14 protein-coding genes are annotated in these 17,185 nt (G+C 62.3%); 11 read left to right on the forward strand and 3 right to left on the reverse strand.

The features are described 5' to 3' along the window. Window positions 1–7: 7 nt before the first annotated feature. From H289_RS30825 to H289_RS0118760, 4 genes are all read left to right on the forward strand, one after another. Entirely contained in the window at window positions 8–532 is a 525-nt protein-coding gene (locus H289_RS30825) for a hypothetical protein (protein ID WP_020102352.1), read from the forward strand. A 13-nt stretch (window positions 533–545) separates the two neighbouring features. Beyond that, window positions 546–809, forward strand: coding sequence for a hypothetical protein (locus H289_RS0118750; protein ID WP_029105427.1), 264 nt, complete (start codon window positions 546–548; stop codon window positions 807–809). Window positions 810–863: 54 nt separating this feature from the next. Further along, window positions 864–2,393, forward strand: coding sequence for a hypothetical protein (locus H289_RS0118755; RefSeq protein WP_029105428.1), 1,530 nt, complete (start codon window positions 864–866; stop codon window positions 2,391–2,393). Between the two features lie 189 nt (window positions 2,394–2,582). Next, the gene (locus H289_RS0118760) at window positions 2,583–3,281 is read left to right on the forward strand and encodes an SDR family oxidoreductase (protein WP_020102356.1); all 699 of its coding nucleotides are present in this window, start codon (window positions 2,583–2,585) and stop codon (window positions 3,279–3,281) included. 64 nt (window positions 3,282–3,345) lie between these two features. Here the strand turns inward: H289_RS0118760 and H289_RS0118765 are convergent, their stop codons facing one another. Next, window positions 3,346–4,320, reverse strand: coding sequence for a metallophosphoesterase (locus tag H289_RS0118765; protein WP_502685707.1), 975 nt, complete (start codon window positions 4,318–4,320; stop codon window positions 3,346–3,348). A gap of 771 nt (window positions 4,321–5,091) precedes the next feature. Between H289_RS0118765 and H289_RS0118775 the strand changes: the two genes are divergently transcribed. The 5 genes from H289_RS0118775 to H289_RS0118795 all read left to right on the forward strand — a co-directional run bounded on the left by H289_RS0118775 (window position 5,092) and on the right by H289_RS0118795 (window position 13,082). Beyond that, complete coding sequence (locus H289_RS0118775) at window positions 5,092–8,400, forward strand: type ISP restriction/modification enzyme (protein WP_029105430.1); 3,309 nt, start codon at window positions 5,092–5,094, stop codon at window positions 8,398–8,400. Between the two features lie 40 nt (window positions 8,401–8,440). Beyond that, window positions 8,441–9,448 (forward strand): restriction endonuclease, encoded by a 1,008-nt coding sequence (locus H289_RS0118780; protein WP_081633465.1) that lies wholly within the window; start codon window positions 8,441–8,443, stop codon window positions 9,446–9,448. Window positions 9,449–9,713: 265 nt separating this feature from the next. Beyond that, window positions 9,714–11,228, forward strand: coding sequence for a DUF8370 family protein (locus H289_RS33085; RefSeq protein ID WP_155944174.1), 1,515 nt, complete (start codon window positions 9,714–9,716; stop codon window positions 11,226–11,228). Between the two features lie 610 nt (window positions 11,229–11,838). After that, window positions 11,839–12,174 carry a hypothetical protein gene (locus H289_RS0118790; RefSeq protein WP_020102362.1) on the forward strand — a complete coding sequence of 112 codons (336 nt, stop codon included), beginning with the start codon at window positions 11,839–11,841 and terminating at the stop codon, window positions 12,172–12,174. Window positions 12,175–12,182: 8 nt separating this feature from the next. Then, window positions 12,183–13,082 (forward strand): hypothetical protein, encoded by a 900-nt coding sequence (locus H289_RS0118795; protein ID WP_020102363.1) that lies wholly within the window; start codon window positions 12,183–12,185, stop codon window positions 13,080–13,082. A gap of 27 nt (window positions 13,083–13,109) precedes the next feature. Here the strand turns inward: H289_RS0118795 and H289_RS0118800 are convergent, their stop codons facing one another. Further along, on the reverse strand, window positions 13,110–13,505 hold the full coding sequence (locus H289_RS0118800; protein WP_020102364.1) for a DUF4267 domain-containing protein: 396 nt from the start codon (window positions 13,503–13,505) through the stop codon (window positions 13,110–13,112). Between the two features lie 211 nt (window positions 13,506–13,716). Here H289_RS0118800 and H289_RS0118805 point away from each other — a divergent pair, with 211 nt between their 5' ends. Continuing rightward, the gene (locus H289_RS0118805; protein ID WP_020102365.1) at window positions 13,717–15,006 is read left to right on the forward strand and encodes a DUF2786 domain-containing protein; all 1,290 of its coding nucleotides are present in this window, start codon (window positions 13,717–13,719) and stop codon (window positions 15,004–15,006) included. A gap of 25 nt (window positions 15,007–15,031) precedes the next feature. On the opposite strand, the gene H289_RS0118810 is transcribed toward H289_RS0118805, so the two are convergent. Further along, window positions 15,032–16,450, reverse strand: a complete 1,419-nt coding sequence (locus H289_RS0118810) for an SDR family NAD(P)-dependent oxidoreductase (protein ID WP_020102366.1) — start codon at window positions 16,448–16,450, stop codon at window positions 15,032–15,034. 99 nt (window positions 16,451–16,549) lie between these two features. Here H289_RS0118810 and H289_RS0118815 point away from each other — a divergent pair, with 99 nt between their 5' ends. Further along, window positions 16,550–17,140: a TIGR03086 family metal-binding protein gene (locus tag H289_RS0118815; RefSeq protein WP_020102367.1), complete on the forward strand. Its 591-nt coding sequence runs from the start codon at window positions 16,550–16,552 to the stop codon at window positions 17,138–17,140. Window positions 17,141–17,185: the final 45 nt, after the last annotated feature.

The following is a 17,185-nucleotide window of genomic DNA, read 5'->3' on the forward strand; positions in this document are numbered from 1 at the left end:
ATACCGAATGAGACTCGAACAGGCGACGCACATCCTTGAGTCCAACCGGGCAAAGATGCGCATGAGCGAGTTCACCGAAGAGATTCCCATTCAAATCACCGCGGGCATTAACCGCCTCGGCGACGGCGAGTACACCTACTACTCGATCTGCCCAGTGAGTCCGGAAGTTCCGTACGACGAACTCCCCTATTCGCACGAATGGATACAAGCGACGGGTATCGCGCCTGATCGCCTCACCGTCGAGATCAAGCAGCGCGACGCCGACGGTGTGCACCGCCTGTACACCATCGGCCGTTCTACCGGGTACGGCGAAACGGCCGAGACCGAGCCAATTCAGAACGGCGACAACACATATCTGGTGCACCCCGCCGAAGTGCTCACAGCCATTGACGCCATCGCACTGTTCCAGCACTACTACGACAACCACTCCGTCCCCGAAGGCTGGAATCTGCGCGAACAGCCCGAGTTCTCGGACACAGTGGTCGCCGACGACCTCGCTGACAACGCCTCCAAGGGCCACGACGAGCGCTAGATCGGAGTGTGGAGTGAGATTCAGTGACGTGTTCGTCTCCAAGGGAGACCGGTACTCAATCGGCGTCGAACTCGATTCTGGGAGTCACTACGTCTCGACCCCGGTCAGCAACGGAGTGGTCGATTACGAGGAGTACTACGCGATTTCGTCTGAGCAGTCCGACGCATTCATGTCTGACAGGAGCGCCGCGCTCGGGTTCATCGAGGCATGTCGGCAGCGTCAGCATGACGATCTGTTGATTCTGAAGCCGGGTACCAACCGAGGGACGCCCGCCTGATGCGAGCAACGGAAACCCCCTCGTACCTCAGCGACCGCTCTTTTGGGCGGCGCGATGATTGACGACGCCGTCCAGCGCCGCGGCGAACCGTGGTATTTCCTTGTACAGGAAGACAACGTCTTCTATATCGAAGCTGAGGAACGCGGCACACGGGGTCGCTACTGGATGTTCAGGCGGCGCTCCGATGCCGAGAAGTGCCTACTGTTCCTCAACCACCAAGGTGGTCGATCCCCTGAGTCGCCGCTGTTCCGGTGGTACCGCCGCGGCCTCCACCCGCGAGCCTCGCTGTCGAAACCGGATCCCGAGAATGTTCCGAGCCGAGTCAGCCTGACTGTCGATGGCGAGCCAACCGATCGCGGCTGGATGGACATGGACGATGCGATATCGCTGTCTCATGTTCTGCTGCTCAGTTACGAAGAGCTCGAATATGAACTGCAGCAAGATGTCTCGTCCGGCACCACACGTCCGCGTTCTGACGACCGCGACACGGACGTCGCGGGTGCAGCAACACAAGCCGACCCTCACCTGGATGAACTGATCGGCCGATGGCAACGCTGGCGTCGCATCTATGCCGCCGCCGGCCAACCTGCGCACGATGAGCCCGTGTGGGATGCGGGCCGTCTGCATCTACGGCATGGATACCCACTTCCGGACTGGACGTCGTACATCGTGGATCCCGCCGATGGTGGGTATTACGTTCTGACCGCGACGACCGAGCGACGGAACTGTCCTCTCGAGGGCGCGGCTGGATTCTTCACCGATGCAGACGACGTGTCGAAGTACCTCATCTGGAACCTCGGCGAGAACCTTCGGATGAACTGCCGACTGGACCCCATCGCATGGGCCTGGGAGGGCAGCGGATTGGACGCTCGGGTGCGCTGGACGGCGAGGGCCGAGTTCGTCTCGAAGTACGAGTTGATCGCGGACCCCAGCAGGTACTTCATCTTGCGGGCGGGCGGTATTCAGCCCGAAAACCGCCTGCTTCCGATGACATTCGACGATTTGGAAGTTCAATTACTCGACGGTGTACCAGAGGAAATCCGCTTCGCGATCTCACCGCCGCCTCCAATAGCGAAGCCATCAAGCGCATACGCGGATGCGACCGAGAACCACCTGAAGGAGGCCAGCATGCCGGCTGACATCGCCGAAACCCTTGCCAAATTGCCTGCGACACCGGGCATTACCTATCGAGGTCTGTCGGGTGCACCTGCGACATCGGCGATCACCTTGTCCCAGGTGATGCCAACGTCAGCCGATCCGCGGGTGGCTACCGAGAATTTCACGGCGGAACGCGTCGTTGCCATCGTGACCATCACTGGACGATTTATCGGGCCGCTGTCGCGGTATCCCGATCAAATGGAAGTCGCGTTGCTCCCCGCCACGCTCCTCCTCCCCGTCGGTTCTGTCGCGGTTCCCGGGATTGCCAATGATGTCGTCCTCCTTGCCGAGACGGGAACCGCTCCAGGACTACCCGCGGACTTACCGGAGCTCAAGCGCGTCGTGAGCGCACAGGTGTCCGCCGCGCTCCAGAGGCCGCTAGCGACCATCCACTCCCCCGGGCGATTCTCGACGCCGCGGGCGTAGCGACGCGAGCCGCAGCTCGCCGCCGTGGTCCCCTACCGCGAGTAGCGGCACAGCTCAACACCGCGAGCCACGCGGCCATTCCCCAAGGTCCGTGTCATGAACCCCACACATCGGTAGCGGTCACATTCGTTGGCGACGATGGTTCTATCTCAGTAACGAGATCGTTATTCAGATGGAGAGGAACGAGACATGACCGACGTAGCAGGCAAGGTGGTTCTGGTAACCGGTGGCCGACGGGGCCTGGGCGCGGCCCTGGTCGATGAGGTACTGGCCCGAGGCGCCCGCAGGGTCTACTCGACCGCGCGAACGGCCTTCACCGACGACCGACCTGAGGTGGTCACGTACGGCCTGGAGGTCAGTTCGGCGGATTCGGTTGCCGCACTTGCGGATGTTGCCACTGACGTCGACATCGTGATCAACAACGCGGGCGTCTCCCACCTGGATGACCTGCTCACCGGCAGCTGGGATGACATCACCGACACCTTCGACACCAATGTGTTTGGGCCACTGCGGGTGACGCGCGCGTTCGCACCGATCCTCGCCGCCAACGGTGGAGGCGCCCTGGTCAATGTGCACTCGGTGTTGTCGTGGCTCGGCGGCGCCGGCGCCTACGGCGCCTCGAAGGCCGCGATCTGGTCGATCACCAACTCGCTGCGCCAGGAGCTCCAGCCGCAGCACACGCAGGTGGTCGGAGTGCATGTCGGGTATATCGACAGCGATATGACCGACGGCATCAACGCACCCAAGCTTGCGCCTGCCGAGGTTGCCCGGCGCATCATCGACGGACTGGAAGCCGGCGCCGCCGAGGTGCTGGTCGACGACCTCTCCGTTCAGGTCAAAGGGGCGCTGTCCGGGCCGGTCGAGAACCTGGCCTTCACCCGGTCGTAGTCAAAGGCAATGGCGTCGGGCATGAGCTTGTGTTCTCATTCTTGACGAGGTTTGGCACGCAAGCTCATGCTCGGCCAGCGCCGATCTGGAGGTAATTCTCCAGCCGCACAGTCGATTCCCCCGACCACCGGTACGCGGTCAATGCTCCGCCTTTGACCGCGCTGAAATCGACGCAGGCCGTGCGGTCGGTCCAATCCAGGCCGTGCTCGGGCGTTCCGGTTCTCCAGTAGTGGCCGTACACAACGGGCACATCGCCTCGATAGACGTGGTCGTCATTGGCGATCGAGAGCGCCGGCAACTCCGGGTACGGCGAGCCGTCTGGAGTGGTGAAAGTGCTTGTCATCTCAGCCAGCTCGTTCAACGTCGAGCCGGTACTCCACCACCGCAGCCGCGCTCGGTCGCGCGTGTGACCGTCCTTGTCCAAGTAGGCACCCTGGCCGTGGTCGGTCAGGCTCAACTCCGGTCCCTTGATCAGCGTCTCGATGGCTTCGTACAGCCGGTGGCCCTTGGTCGACGCATCGGCGAACTGCGCATCCTCACCAAAGACATTCGAACCTAGCTCCTGCTCAACGACTCTCATCGAAGGCTCATGCCAGCAGGCATGCACGACCCGCACGCCACCGAGGTCGAGCCACAGCGGAATGCCGCGGAACCAGTCCAGGTAGTACTGCCGCTGCTCGTCGGTCAACTGCTCCAAGAACGCGCGGTGCTGATGGGCGTTCTTGTCCGAGTGATGACGCAGATAGTCACCGTCAGCATGCGGGATGCCATAACAGATCGCATTGAACTCGTGGTTGCCCATGGTGATCTGCGCACTGCCGGCATCGACCATGGCCTTGACAATTTCCAGGACGCGTAGCTGCTGCGAGCCACGGTCGACCAGGTCACCGACGAAGACCGCCTGACGGCTCGGGTGCCGAAACGCGCCGTCGGTGCGGCGATAGCCCATGGCATCGAGCAACGATTCCAGCGGATCGGCGCAGCCATGGATGTCGCCGATGATGTCGTAGCCGGTCACAGGCATATCGTCGCACCTCATGCCTGCGAGCTCCCGCGCTTCGCAGGGGGGCACGAATGCCCGCACCATCTGGGTGGACATCTATTTGGAGGTGTCGGCGCCATTGATCACGGCTTCGAAGCGATCGGTATCCCGCGCGCGAGACGAATTTTGGTGCCGCTGACACTCCGGCACCGATTGCTTCAACCGGCAGGCCATCGTGCACCGGCTGATCGCGTCGACGAGTGGAAACACCTTGCTGTCCAGGTCTGCCCCGAATTCGCATGCGTCGGCGCGGTAAAAGGGCACATACCGAGTTCACCAACCGCTCAGCGTGCAGCTTGCCAGCTATGGCCGCAATCGTCCGATCCAGTTGGTCACGGGGGTGCTTCACTGTGAACGGCCTTGCAGCGTTGTAGGCCTCAGCGGACTGGCGCTTCGTCATAGGCCAACAGAAGGCGGGGATCCAAAGCGATCCCACCCAGCGCCAGAGCGCGCGGTGTGTAGCTCGCGGAGCCGCCGGGAAATTGAAGCCGCATCTAGTGCGGTTGACCTGCACGTATTCATTTTCGGTCAGCACGGTCTGACATGGGAAAACTTGAGACGAGATGAGCTGGGTGCTGACCGCCGTCAGCACTGATCACCGCCTACCTGATTAGTAGCGTCGGTGATGGTCGCGCCGACATACTGGCCTCGAAGTCCAGGACTTACATGCGACTCATAGCCATGCGACAAGCCGACGTCCCAACACGCCAAGCGGGTAGTTAATTGCGCCTACGTAATTTCGTCGGTGCCCTCTCCTAGCCTGTTCACATGACTTCGGGGACTGGCGCGTGGGACCAAGCTGTAAGCAAGTTCGGCGCTGACTGCGCAGAGAAGCTCGCTGGCCCCGGTGACCGTGAAGCTGCCATCCGCACACCACTTGCAAACCTTGTTTCGCAGCTGGGTCAGCTATGCCGACGGCCAGCGGTTTTGCACGACGAGGTTCGAGACGCCGAAAGGCGCGTCCGGCCCGACTACGGGGTATCAATCAACCAGGTGATGATGGGCTATATCGAGGTGAAGGCACCCGGTCGGTCAATCAACCCGCAAGACATGACCGGCCACGATCTTGAGCAATGGACTAGGCAACGAGACCTTCCCAACCTGATCTATACGAACGGTACGAGTTGGCGGCTCTACCGCGACGGCGAACTGATAGGCCAGGCGACACTGACTGATAGCGCGCTGATCGAGATCGGTGCGGAATTGCGCTCAAACGACGGATTCCAAGCACTCGTCAAACAGTTCTTGGACTGGAACGCTGCGGCGATCACCTCTGTTGGGGCACTCGTCCATGCCATCGCCCCACTTACCCGGCTCCTTCGCGGTGACGTGCTCGACCAGCTCGCCGCTGAGAAGCGTGCGGTGGATGCAGGAGCACCTGAGGCCGAGCAGCCATTCACGGGATTGGCGAGTGACTGGCGACGGCTACTCTTCCCGCAAGCGAGCGACGACACGTTTGCAGACGGTTACGCACAGGCAGTCACGTTCGCTCTGCTGCTTGCCCGCACAACCGGCATCGAGCTACAGGGACGAAGCCTTCACGATGTCGGCCGGGAGCTGATTACGCAACACTCGCTAATGGGGCGCGCATTGCAGCTGTTGACTGATGACGTAGCCGCTGATTTCAAAGTGGCTCTTGACATGCTCACCACAGTCGTCGGCGCGGTTCGATGGGAGCGCATCCGTCAGTCGCGCCGCGACATTTACCTGTACCTGTACGAGGAATTTCTGGCCGAGTACGACGAAGCTCTTCGTCAAGCATCGGGCACCTACTACACGCCGCGCGAGGTAGTCAACGAGATGGTGCGGCTCGCGAACGACGTGATCGTTTCCCACCTCGGCGTTGAAGCAGGCTTCGCGGCTCCGCAAGTGTTCACCGTTGACCCGGCAATGGGTACTGGAACCTTCCTCCAGTCAATTGTTGAGCGGGTGGGCAAGTACGTACGCGAGGAACAGGGCGAAGGGGCAGAAGCTGGTGCTCTCGCCGAGCTGGCGACTCGTCTCGCCGGCTTCGAACTGCAAATGGGCCCTTTCGCGGTCGCCGAATTGAGGATTTCCGAACTGCTCGCAGGCGCAGGGGCCTCGGTGCCAGCGGAAGGTCTAAAGCTCTACGTCACGGACACACTTGATGATCCGACTGCAGATGTCACGCAGATTTCGTACTCGCTCAACACAATCGCTAGATCAAGACGCGAGGCGAACGAGCTCAAGCGCAATCAGAAGGTCAATGTCGTAATCGGCAATCCTCCATATCGGGAACTTGCCGCCGGCCAGGGCGGCTGGGTCGAGAACGGCAGTGCGTCAGCTGGACATGCTGATGCCATCCTAGACAACTGGCTGGAGGATGTTCCGGGCCGTATCTCGGCAAAGCTGAAGAACTTGTACGTCTACTTCTGGCGTTGGGCTACGTGGAAGGTGTGGGAGTCGATTCCCGCCGATGAGACCGGCCTTGTGTGCTTCATTACGACATCTGGTTATCTGACAGGCTCGGCATTCACAGACATGCGTAAGTACATTCGTCAGCAAGCAAGCGCCGGATGGATCATCGATCTCACCCCTGAGGGCCAAACACCCGACGTGCCGACGCGGATTTTCCCCGGTGTTCGGCAGCCTCTCGCGATAGGCATCTTTGTTCGTTCGAACGACGCATCCATCGATACGCCAGCCGATCTCCGTTACCGGTCATTGCGCGGTCGTCGCGCGGAGAAGTTCGATGCGCTGAAGGCCCTGAGACTTGATGCAGAAGGCTGGGAGCAGGTTCGGACCTCGTGGACTGCACCGTTCACAGCAGCGGCCCAATCGGCGTGGGATGACTGGCCGACCATGGATCAGCTAATGCCGTGGTACTCGCCTGGGATATTCCCTACTCGCACCTGGGTGTACTCGCCTTCCGAATCAACCCTGAGGCAGCGCTGGTCGCTCCTTGTCGGTGAAAGCGATCCAGATCGTCGTCGAGTGCTCATGAAAGACACCACCGGCGCAATGGAAACGCAATTCGGGGATATCCCTGGCTATGCACATTCCGCAAGACTGCCTGCGCTATCGACTCTAGAAGCGGCTGCCGCGATGGAACCAGTGATAACCATCGGCTATCGGGCATTCGACCGTCAGAAGTTAATTGCGGACCCTCGTCTTATCCATCGAACGCGCGCTCCATTGTGGGAGGCGTCGGGGCGGCCGAACCAAGTCTATGTTGTTGAGCTGCATACGACACCGCTGCGGGCCGGACCTGCGCTGGTGTTCTCGGCGTTAATACCCGATTTCCATCACTTCAAAGGGAGTGAAGGAGGAAGAACACTCCCCTACCTTCACCCCAACGGTTCTGCAAATTTCGCGAAAGGGCTAAGGGACGCACTATCTTCGAGGCTCGACCTACAGGTCGCCGATGCCGACATACTCGCTTACATCGCCGCAGTCGCAGGACACCGCGGGTTCACTCGCACATTCTCTTCCGAACTTGCGACACCGGGCGTCCACATCCCAATCACCGGTGTCGCGGAACTCTGGACGCAAGCGGTTGAACTCGGTCGGTCCGTTCTATGGGCGCATACCTACGGAAAAGCCTTCGCTGACGGCAATGAACGCCCCTCGGGCAACATCGCTTTCGCGAGAGGCAGCTCCGACCGAATCCTGAACCACACACCAGTAACGGAACTGCCGACAGGATTCACGTACGACGTGGACAACCAGCGAATCGAGGTCGGAGGCGGGACATTCGGACCTGTCAGCCGGGAGGCCATCGATTACGAAGTAGGTGGCCGGAAGGTAGTCAAGTCATGGATTGACTACCGTTCGAAAGAGCCAGCAGGAAAGCGATCGTCGCCTCTGGACGACGTGAACCCCACAACCTGGGACCACTCGTGGACGCAAGAACTCAACGAACTCCTCACCTTGGTCACGCGCTTAGTTCGGCTCGAGCCCGAGCAGGACGAGCTGCTAACCGCGATACTCGACGCACCCCTAATCACGGTCGCCGATCTCACCGCGTGCGGCGTTGTGTGGCCGTCTTCCGACGGCGATCGCCGACCCCAACGCAGCGCAAGCGACGAAGGACAGCAGGCAGCGTTCGACATCTGAGCAGTCACGAAATACTCACCGCCCAAAATCGGAGGTTGGCATGCCGAAACGATCGAACGAGTTCCAGCGCCTCGTAGCAATGCTCACCGCACTGTCGAGCAAAGGTGCGGCCGTGCACGAATCAGTCGAGCTGATGGAGATCACCTCGAACGAGCCCCGCGAAGTTGACATCGTCGCAGTCGGGGCAGTCGCCGGTTACCAGACCATCGTCTGCATTGAATGCCGCGACTGGAAGCGCCGACAGGACGTTCAGTGGGTAGAGCAAGCCAATACAAAGTTCAATGACCTCGGCGCGAACGTGAGAGTTCTCGTCTCTTCCAGCGGATTCACGAAGGGTGCGCTGGAAAAGGCTGCACGTTGCAACATCAAGACGATCACCCCCGGTGAAATCACGGCCGAGTTCGTCGGAAAAATCGTCAACAGTGCCAACCGCATTGAATATTCGCATTGGGTCACCCTCGTGAATAAGGCAGAAGTAGTCGTCACTAGCAACGGCGTAATCCAGCGGCTAGAACTACCCGGGAACGTTCCGATCTTTCGCGCAGACGGCTCAAATAGTTCCGAGTTTGTGGACCTCGTAAACCACGTGGTGAACGAACATACCCGAGCGAACGACAACGAGTGGGAGGAAGCGTTCCGCAAAGGCGCAGAGTTGTACGGCAAAGGCAAGGTGAAGTTCGTGGCAACAGGCGATGCGCCGGAGCCACGGTCCGACAGCCAGAAGGTGTATGTCAAAGGAATCTCGTGCGAGACGGGCGAGGAAGCGCTGTGCGAGATCACCAATGTCATCGTCACTTTTGAGGCCGAGCGGACCGTGGCCAACGTGCCACTTACCCACGGCAAGTACGAGGGAACCTACTACTCCACAGGATCAGCCCCACTGGGCGACGGCAACACCGTGCAGTTGGTCTGCACCGAGGCGCCCGACGGCACGCTCGATGTGATCGGCCGGGTAGACGGCGCAATCGCCTCGCTCGGGTTGCAGATCCCAGCAGAAACCAACGAAGCCAATGCGGGCAAACCCGCTGCGGCCGGCCCGGAGCAGTAGACGGCCTACGCCTGTGGCATACGGCCACGCGGGGGTGCAGGGGCGGCCACCAAACGCCCAATTACGCGTACAACCGATCTCGTCACTGGAGTCTTCGGCACGCACATGGACGTCCCAAGCGATTAGATCCGCACCTGGCAGCACTGGCTCGCGGATGAGTTCGACTGGCGAGTCGGCAAGAACAAGCGCGTGAATACTTGACGTTAGCAGAGCGACTGCCTACGAGTGATTGCTACCGGCCGAGTTTGCGGTGAACCATCGCTTCTTGCTGAACACGGAGAGTCGTTTCGGCGGAAACCGCCAAATGCCTGTAGAACTACCATTTGTGGTAATTCGAGTCTCAGAGCTTTTCGACCTCGGCACTTCGCAAGGCGGGCTCGACTTTGTTGATGTTGACGTGACCGGCGATACGCCGGTCTACATCGAGCCTCTTGCTATCCGAACCCAACACGGCGAATGGTCCGATAGCTGCGTCGGCCTCTTGCAGAGCTATTTTGAAAGCCTGCTTGAAGCGATCAGGGCGGACGACGCCCGCCGAATCGAAGCTCTTCTGGTGCCAACATTTGAACCGAATGAGACCCACCTAGGCCAGAGTGTGGGCGAATCTAAGGGACGTGGACTTGGTCGGGGACGAAAAGCGGATAAACTCGTTGCTGCACTTCTTGGTAGCCGCGCCGTTCAGAGCGGACTGCTGACCGACCTGGAAGAAACGGTGCTTTTCGTGCCGGGCGTGGGGCGCGACACTATCAGCGATATAACCACCACCGTCATCAGAGGCCCTCTCATCAGGTACACACAAGAAGCGTGCACACTTTACGACATACCAATGGAGCAACAAGACAGCGGAATGGTGTGGTCGGCCTCAAAGAGGCAATGGGAAGGCACGCAATTGCGGTTGCCTAGGGCCAATGGTGACAAGCTGCTTTTAGTGCCTAGATCGATCGTCCGATTTGAGCCAATGCTTGACACTCACAAGTATTACCGAGGATACCTGCGGCCATATTTTGAGAACAACGAGCTTGACAACCCATCGTCACAGCTCGTGTCTGTCTTGAAAAATGGGCGTCGAAAAGTACACCTTGGCGAGCTAGATGACTTATTGGGCACCACAAAGCCCGCGATCGCGCTAAATACAGAAGCTTTTCCACGAGCACTATCCGACTATGTCAAGTCCGTCGATTTCACAACCTCACCGGCTCCCACGAGCACTGAGTATGAGGGAGCCCAGTTATCCGAAGAGGTCGACTATCTAGGGCTATACGAATCAGTGAAAGCAATATCACCAGGAAGACCGGGAGCTAGTTCTTACCACCGCGCCGTAGCGAGCCTGCTGTCGGCGCTCTTCGATGGGGTCCTGGGCAACCAACACCTCGAATTTCCACTACATGAAGGCCGGAAACGCCTCGACATCAAGTACGACAATGTTGCTAGCTCCGGCTTTTTTAGATGGCTCAGCCTACATCGCCAGTCAGCCATTGTTCCTGTGGAGTGCAAGAACTATTCGACTGACCCCGGAAACCCAGAAGTCGATCAGTTGGCGATGCGACTGTCCCCAAACCGGGGGCAAGTTGGCATGATGATCTGCCGAGAAATAAACGACCGCAAGATCCTAATGCAAAGGCAGCGCGATGTTCTAAACGATGGCCATGGGTTCATCCTCGTGTTGGACGATAGCGATCTATTTACTCTTGCACAGTTCGCTGAGGATAACCGCTACGAACCCGGTCCAACTCGGTTCAGTTTTCCGACATTGCGAGCCCAATTCGATCAACTCACATAGCTACTCAGATGCGTGCTGGTGCCGTCAGACATGGCGCTGCGGGGCGGTGTCAACGTTCACTTCAAATGCACGCGCCTCATACAGCCAGCGTTGCTTGCTCCCTGTGGCGCCCGGCCGCAGTAGCCTCGCCTGCCGCCGCAGCACGGCGACGTCGTCAACGTCATGAACTGCTGATTTCCACTTCCTGATGCCATCAACGTCAACAAACACCCAGGGTGGAGTTCCGCTTCAACGTCTAGATAGCTGGAGGTAACATCCGGCAGACGTGATGCAGACGAGGCGCACTTACGCGCGGCGAGCGCAAACTTTCCCGCCAGAAGATCGACCAACGTTTTCTCCAACCTCGCGCGAACGCGCGGTGGTTCAGATGCAGTCGGTCACACAGTCGACCGACCACCAATACTGGCCTACCGTGGAAATAGACATCACCGTCAGGACGGAACGACACGATGGCAGTCGGTAGAGCCACAATGAGCACGATCCCGGAACCGACAACCGGCGACCGTCTGCCCCCTCACACCGCAAACACACTGCCCAACAAGGCATTCCAACCCGATGCAACGACGCCCCGGCCACATCACCGCGCAACAACAACCAAGGAGGCACCACCATGGCTGATGCAGCATCGCTCCAGACCGACATCTCCGGCGTCACTGCCAACGGCATGCCCGAACCCTGGCGTGCCGTCCTGGCCCGTCACCCGCGCAACATCGGCGACATCGTCGACGACCCCAACCGGGGGCCGTGGAACTCCACCCACAACGGCCAGACCTACCAGGGCACCTTCGACGCCTTCGAACAGCAGGTGACCACCGCCGAGCAGATCGCCTGGGTCCACACCTTCAGCGACGGCATCACCCGCGACAGCGGTGACGTGCTCATCGAACTGATGGAGTTCGCCATCCAGTGGCGCAAGGCAAACGGGCTACCCACCACCGCGAAATGAGCTGAGCGATGACCACTTTCAGTGATATCGCCGCCAACATCTCCGGGGTCTTCCACGTCCGCCACGCGGTCCTGACCTTCGCCGGCACCTGGGCCGCACCCGGCACCGGCTACCCCTCCGACGTCGTCCACGCCGCCGACCCTGACCTCGTCTTCGAAGTCCCGATCCAAGCGCCGTGGTCCTTCGGCCCCATCCCGCCCGGCGCACCGCTCTCCCCCAGCTACGCCGAGTCGGTCCGGATCGCGGTCACCAACGCGACTCAATGGATCACCACGAATCCGAAGCAGACCTTCGCCCTCGGCGGCTACAGCCAGGGCGCCGAGGCCGCCTCCCGGGTTCTCGCCGAGATCATGACCGGCAGCCTGCAATGGGCCCGGCCCAACCTGATCGGCGGCTACACCTTCGGCAACCCGTGGCGCCTGACGGGCCACACCTTTCCCGGCGGCACCGACCCCGGCGGCCGGGGCATCGCCGTCACCAACCTGACCGGCGCGCAAATCCCCAAGGACGCCAACGGCATTGACACCTGGTGGGACTTCGCCAACCCCGGCGACCTCTACACCACAACCCCCAACAACCAGGCCGGCCGCGACATCACCGCCGTCTACAAGGCCGCGGTCCAACTCGGCATCAGCATCAACGCAGCCATCGCACTGATCGCCGGACTCACCGGCCAGGGCAGCCTCGCCCAGCAGGTGCTGGCGCTCGTCACCGACCCGATCGTCGGCGGCCCCGCCCTCGTCGAGGCCATCGACCGGGCCGTCGCCTTCTACGCGACCAACCCGCCGACCCTGCCGCACATCACCTACGAGTTCGTCGACGCGCTCCCCCACCAGAGTTCGGTGCAGGTGGCCACCAACCACCTCAACCAGATCGCCGCGGCCACGTCAGCACGGATGGCGGCATAACGAGGCACGCACTCCCAACCGCCGCAGTCAGGGCGTAGCCGCAGCCCCTGCACCGGTGCGCCGCCGCGTCGCACCCCACAACCCGACACCGATCCCGACGACCGCGCCGCCGAGCCCAATGTACTTCTGCGACGGCCTCATCTCGTGATGAACACCCATGCCGCCCAACAGATCTGCCGCATCCGCACCACCGGAGGCCAGGAACCAGCCTCGGGTGTCTCGGCCACGCAGTGCCGCCGAAGCGAGCAGCCCGCCGATCAGCGCATCGCGGTAACCCATTGAGTGCAGCAGCAGCCACGTTGATCCCGTCGGCTTCTCGGGGTCACCCCATAGCCGATTCGCCCGGGCCGGGTCGACGAGAAACGACACCCCCGACGCCAGGCGGATACCACCGACGACGAGCCCAACACGGTCGATCGACATGGTTCGCAGCGTAGGGCCTCAGGCTGCCGCGTGCGGGCACGTTGCTCCGGTCGTGTCCGTCGGTACACGCGCTCAGCAAGATCACCAGCTCCAGCGTTTCACCGCGTACGTGCGCCGCGCCGGCGACGCGGCCCGGTTGCACTGAACCACACTGCGGTGGTGTGCGCGGTAGTCGCGGCTACTTGTCGGACCGTTGCGCCAGACTCCCGGCATGAGCCGCCGTAACCGCCAGAAGCGCACCGCCAAGCACCACGACCGCCGCCGCACATCGCCCCGACGAGAACACCGGAGCACCGATCCCGGGTACGACCGGGCCGCCATCCTCGACCACCTCACCGCTGCCCTGTACAAATCTGCGCATTGCCCCGCCCACGACGCGAACTTCCACGCAGCGGAGCTACTGAACGAATTCCCAAGTCGGGCAAACGATCTCGACATTGCCGCCGAAGCGGCGCTGACCGATGCGATCGGCGTCGCGTGGCGGGTGGGTTGGTCACCCAACGATCTGCACGAGTTCGCCCGCCGCCGCCTCGACACTTCAGCAGCCGGATATTTGGCCGAGGCCGTCGTGCGCGAGTCCCGGCAGTATCCCGTCTCCACCTTGCACCCGCGATGGCGCGCCGAACTCGCCGCGTTGCCCGCGACAGTCGTGCCCGGCGCTTGGCAGCTACGGGACTGGGCGGACAGGAACGCCGTCGACCATCACGCGGCATTGACCGTCATGCTCAAGGTGCTGCGGTTCCTGGGAACCCTGCCGAAACTCCAACCGTTGCTGCCGTTGCCCGGCGAGCACCAGCATGCCGCGGTCGAGCCGAACACGGCCGACGCCAAAGCGCTCAGCCGGGTGCGCGCGCTGCTGGCCAAGGCTGAGGCCACCAACTTTCCCGAAGAAGCCGAAACCCTGTCAGCCAAGGCGCAAGAACTGATGAGCAGATACTCGCTGCACCACGCAATCCGCGACCACGAGCGTGGTCGCGCAGCCGAGGCGACCGCTCGACGAATCTGGATCGACAATCCCTACGTCATCGCCAAGTCAGCATTGGTACAGGCCGTGGCTACGGCCAATCGGTGTCGCATCGTATGCGCGGAGAAGGTCGGATTCGTCGCCGTCATCGGCGCCGACTGCGATCTGGAATTCGTTGAGCTGCTTTCTACTTCGCTCTTGGTCCAGGCCAACCGCGCGATGCTGGCGGTGGGCCGTACGACCACCGGCGCGCAAGCCCGGACCCGCTCGTTTCGCCAGTCATTTCTCCTCTCGTACGCCGCACGCATCGGTGAACGCCTCACCGCCACCTCTACGACGGCGGCCACCGAACTGGACCTCGACAGGCTCCTTCCGGTGCTGGCAGCGCGCAGCCAGGCAACCGATGACCTCACCGACAAGCTCTTCCCATCGACGATCCCTCGCATGATGTCGGCGTCCGACGGCGCCGGATGGTCAGCCGGGCGTATCGCCGCCGACCTTGCCCAGCTGGATGTGCGCCGCCCGATCGCGGGGTGAGCGGTGCTCGGCCCGACGGGTCTCGCTACCAAGGACTCTTCGCGTAGTCCTTCAAGAAGCACCCGTAGATGTCCTCGCCCAATTCGCCTCGCACAATCGGGTCATACACGCGCGCAGCACCATCCACCAGATCCAGCGGTGCGTGGAAGCCTTCCTCGGCCAGCCGCAGCTTGGTGGGATGCGGCCGTTCATCGGTGATCCAGCCGGTGTCGACGGCGGTCATGAGAATGCCGGCCTGCTCCAGCATCTCCCCCGCGCTGGTGCGGGTCAGCATGTTCAGCGCGGCCTTGGCCATGTTGGTGTGCGGATGCCCGGGCCCCTTGTAGCCGCGGCTGAACTGGCCTTCCATCGCCGACACGTTCACCACGTACTTGCGCCGCGCGGACGAAGCGGCAAGGGCCGGACGCAGCCGGCTCACCAGAATGAACGGCGCTGTCTGGTTGCACAGCTGCACCTCGAGGAGCTCCATCGCATCGACCTCGTGCACCCGTTGGGTCCAGCTGTTGATCGACGCGGTATCCGGCAGCAACCCGCCCGCGTCGATCGCGAGGCCGGCGGCAATCCGCTCCGGCGACGCGCTACGGGCCTGCAGCGCAAGCTCGGTCAGTGCGTGCGGGGCGGGATGCTCACCGAGACTGCCGGCCAGGGCGTGCGGATGCGCGTCGCTGACATGGTCGAAGGTGATGACGTCCACCAGCTCGGGCGGCGGGGTGCGCTCGGCCTCCACCAGCGCGGCGTACGAGCCCGGTGGGCGACGCACCGTCTGCGCCGCATTGTTGATCAGGATGTCCAGCGGCCCTTGCGCGGCCACCTCGTCGGCCAGCGCAACCACCTGGGCCGGGTCTCGCAGGTCGATGCCGACGACCCGCAGCCGGTGCAGCCAGTCGGCGCTGTCCTCCATCGCGGCGAAGCGGCGCACCGCGTCGTTGGGGAACCGGGTGGTGATCGTGGTGTGCGCGCCGTCGCGCAACAGCCGCAGCGCGATGTACATGCCGATCTTGGCGCGCCCACCGGTAAGCAGCGCGGTGCGCCCGGTCAGGTCGGTGCGGGCATCGCGCTTGGCCCGGTTGAACGCGGCGCAGTCGGGACACAGCTGGTGGTAGAAGGCGTCGACCACCGTGAAGTGGTTCTTGCAGATGTAGCAGTGCTGTGAGCGCAGCAGCGTGCCCGCGGTGGCGCCGACCGCGGTGGACACCAAGGGCAGGCCCTGCGTCTCGTCGTCGATGCGTCCCGGCGCACCCGTGGCGGTCGCGGCGATGACGGCGCGGTCAGCGGCCGCTACCTTGTCGCGCGCGGCGGCGCGGCGCTCCTTCTTCAGCTCCTTGAACATCGTCGCGGTGGCCTGGCGGACGGCCATGGCGTCGGGATGCTCGGGCGGCAGCGCGCTCACCTCAGACAGCACCTTCAGGCAGGTGCTGAGCTGGTCAGGATCGATCGCGGTCACCGTGGAAGGGTACGGGGACGGGGCCTGAACAGGCCAATTAGCGAACCGGCTCCCCCGATCGGTCGACCGATGTCGGTGCCTGCTCGTACCGTGGCCCATATGAGCGAAGACACGACCCCCGAGCTTGGCGTGTTGGCTGTCGAGGCCCTCGACCTGCTCACCGCCGCCGTCCGTGACGTTCCCGCCGAGCGCTGGGACGATCCGTCGATCCTGCAGGACTGGACCGTGCGTGAACTGGTCGCGCACGCAACCGGCAGCGCTACCCGAATCATCGTGCTCGCCGAGGACGGCGAGCTGTGGGACGGACCTTCGGAACCGTCGGACTGGATGTACGACAGCCCGGCAGATCAACTGAGCGCGTTGGGTATTCGCCTTCGCGAGGCCCTGCTCACCGCGGATCTCGATGCGCCGCGCAAGTCTCCACAAGGTGAAGTTCCGCTGCGCCGGGCACTGCTGTTCCCGATTGCTGATCTGGCTCTGCACACGTGGGATCTGCGCCAGTCCCTCGGCGAGCCGATCGAGCTGCCCGACGACCTGCTCACCTTGTCCGAGGGGCTGGTCCACTCGGTGCCGGAACAGATGCTCCGGCGCCCGGGGGCGTTCGGTCCGGAGCAACCCGCGCCGGCAGGTTGTTCGCCCACCACCAAGCTGTTGGCGTTCCTCGGCAGGCCTGTCAGCCCCGGTGCATAAGGCCGCCCCGTCGCGATGACAGGGGCGGCCTCAGCGGTGACGGAA

The organism is Mycobacterium sp. 360MFTsu5.1 (genome assembly GCF_000383495.1).
Taxonomy (GTDB): domain Bacteria; phylum Actinomycetota; class Actinomycetes; order Mycobacteriales; family Mycobacteriaceae; genus Mycobacterium; species Mycobacterium mucogenicum_B.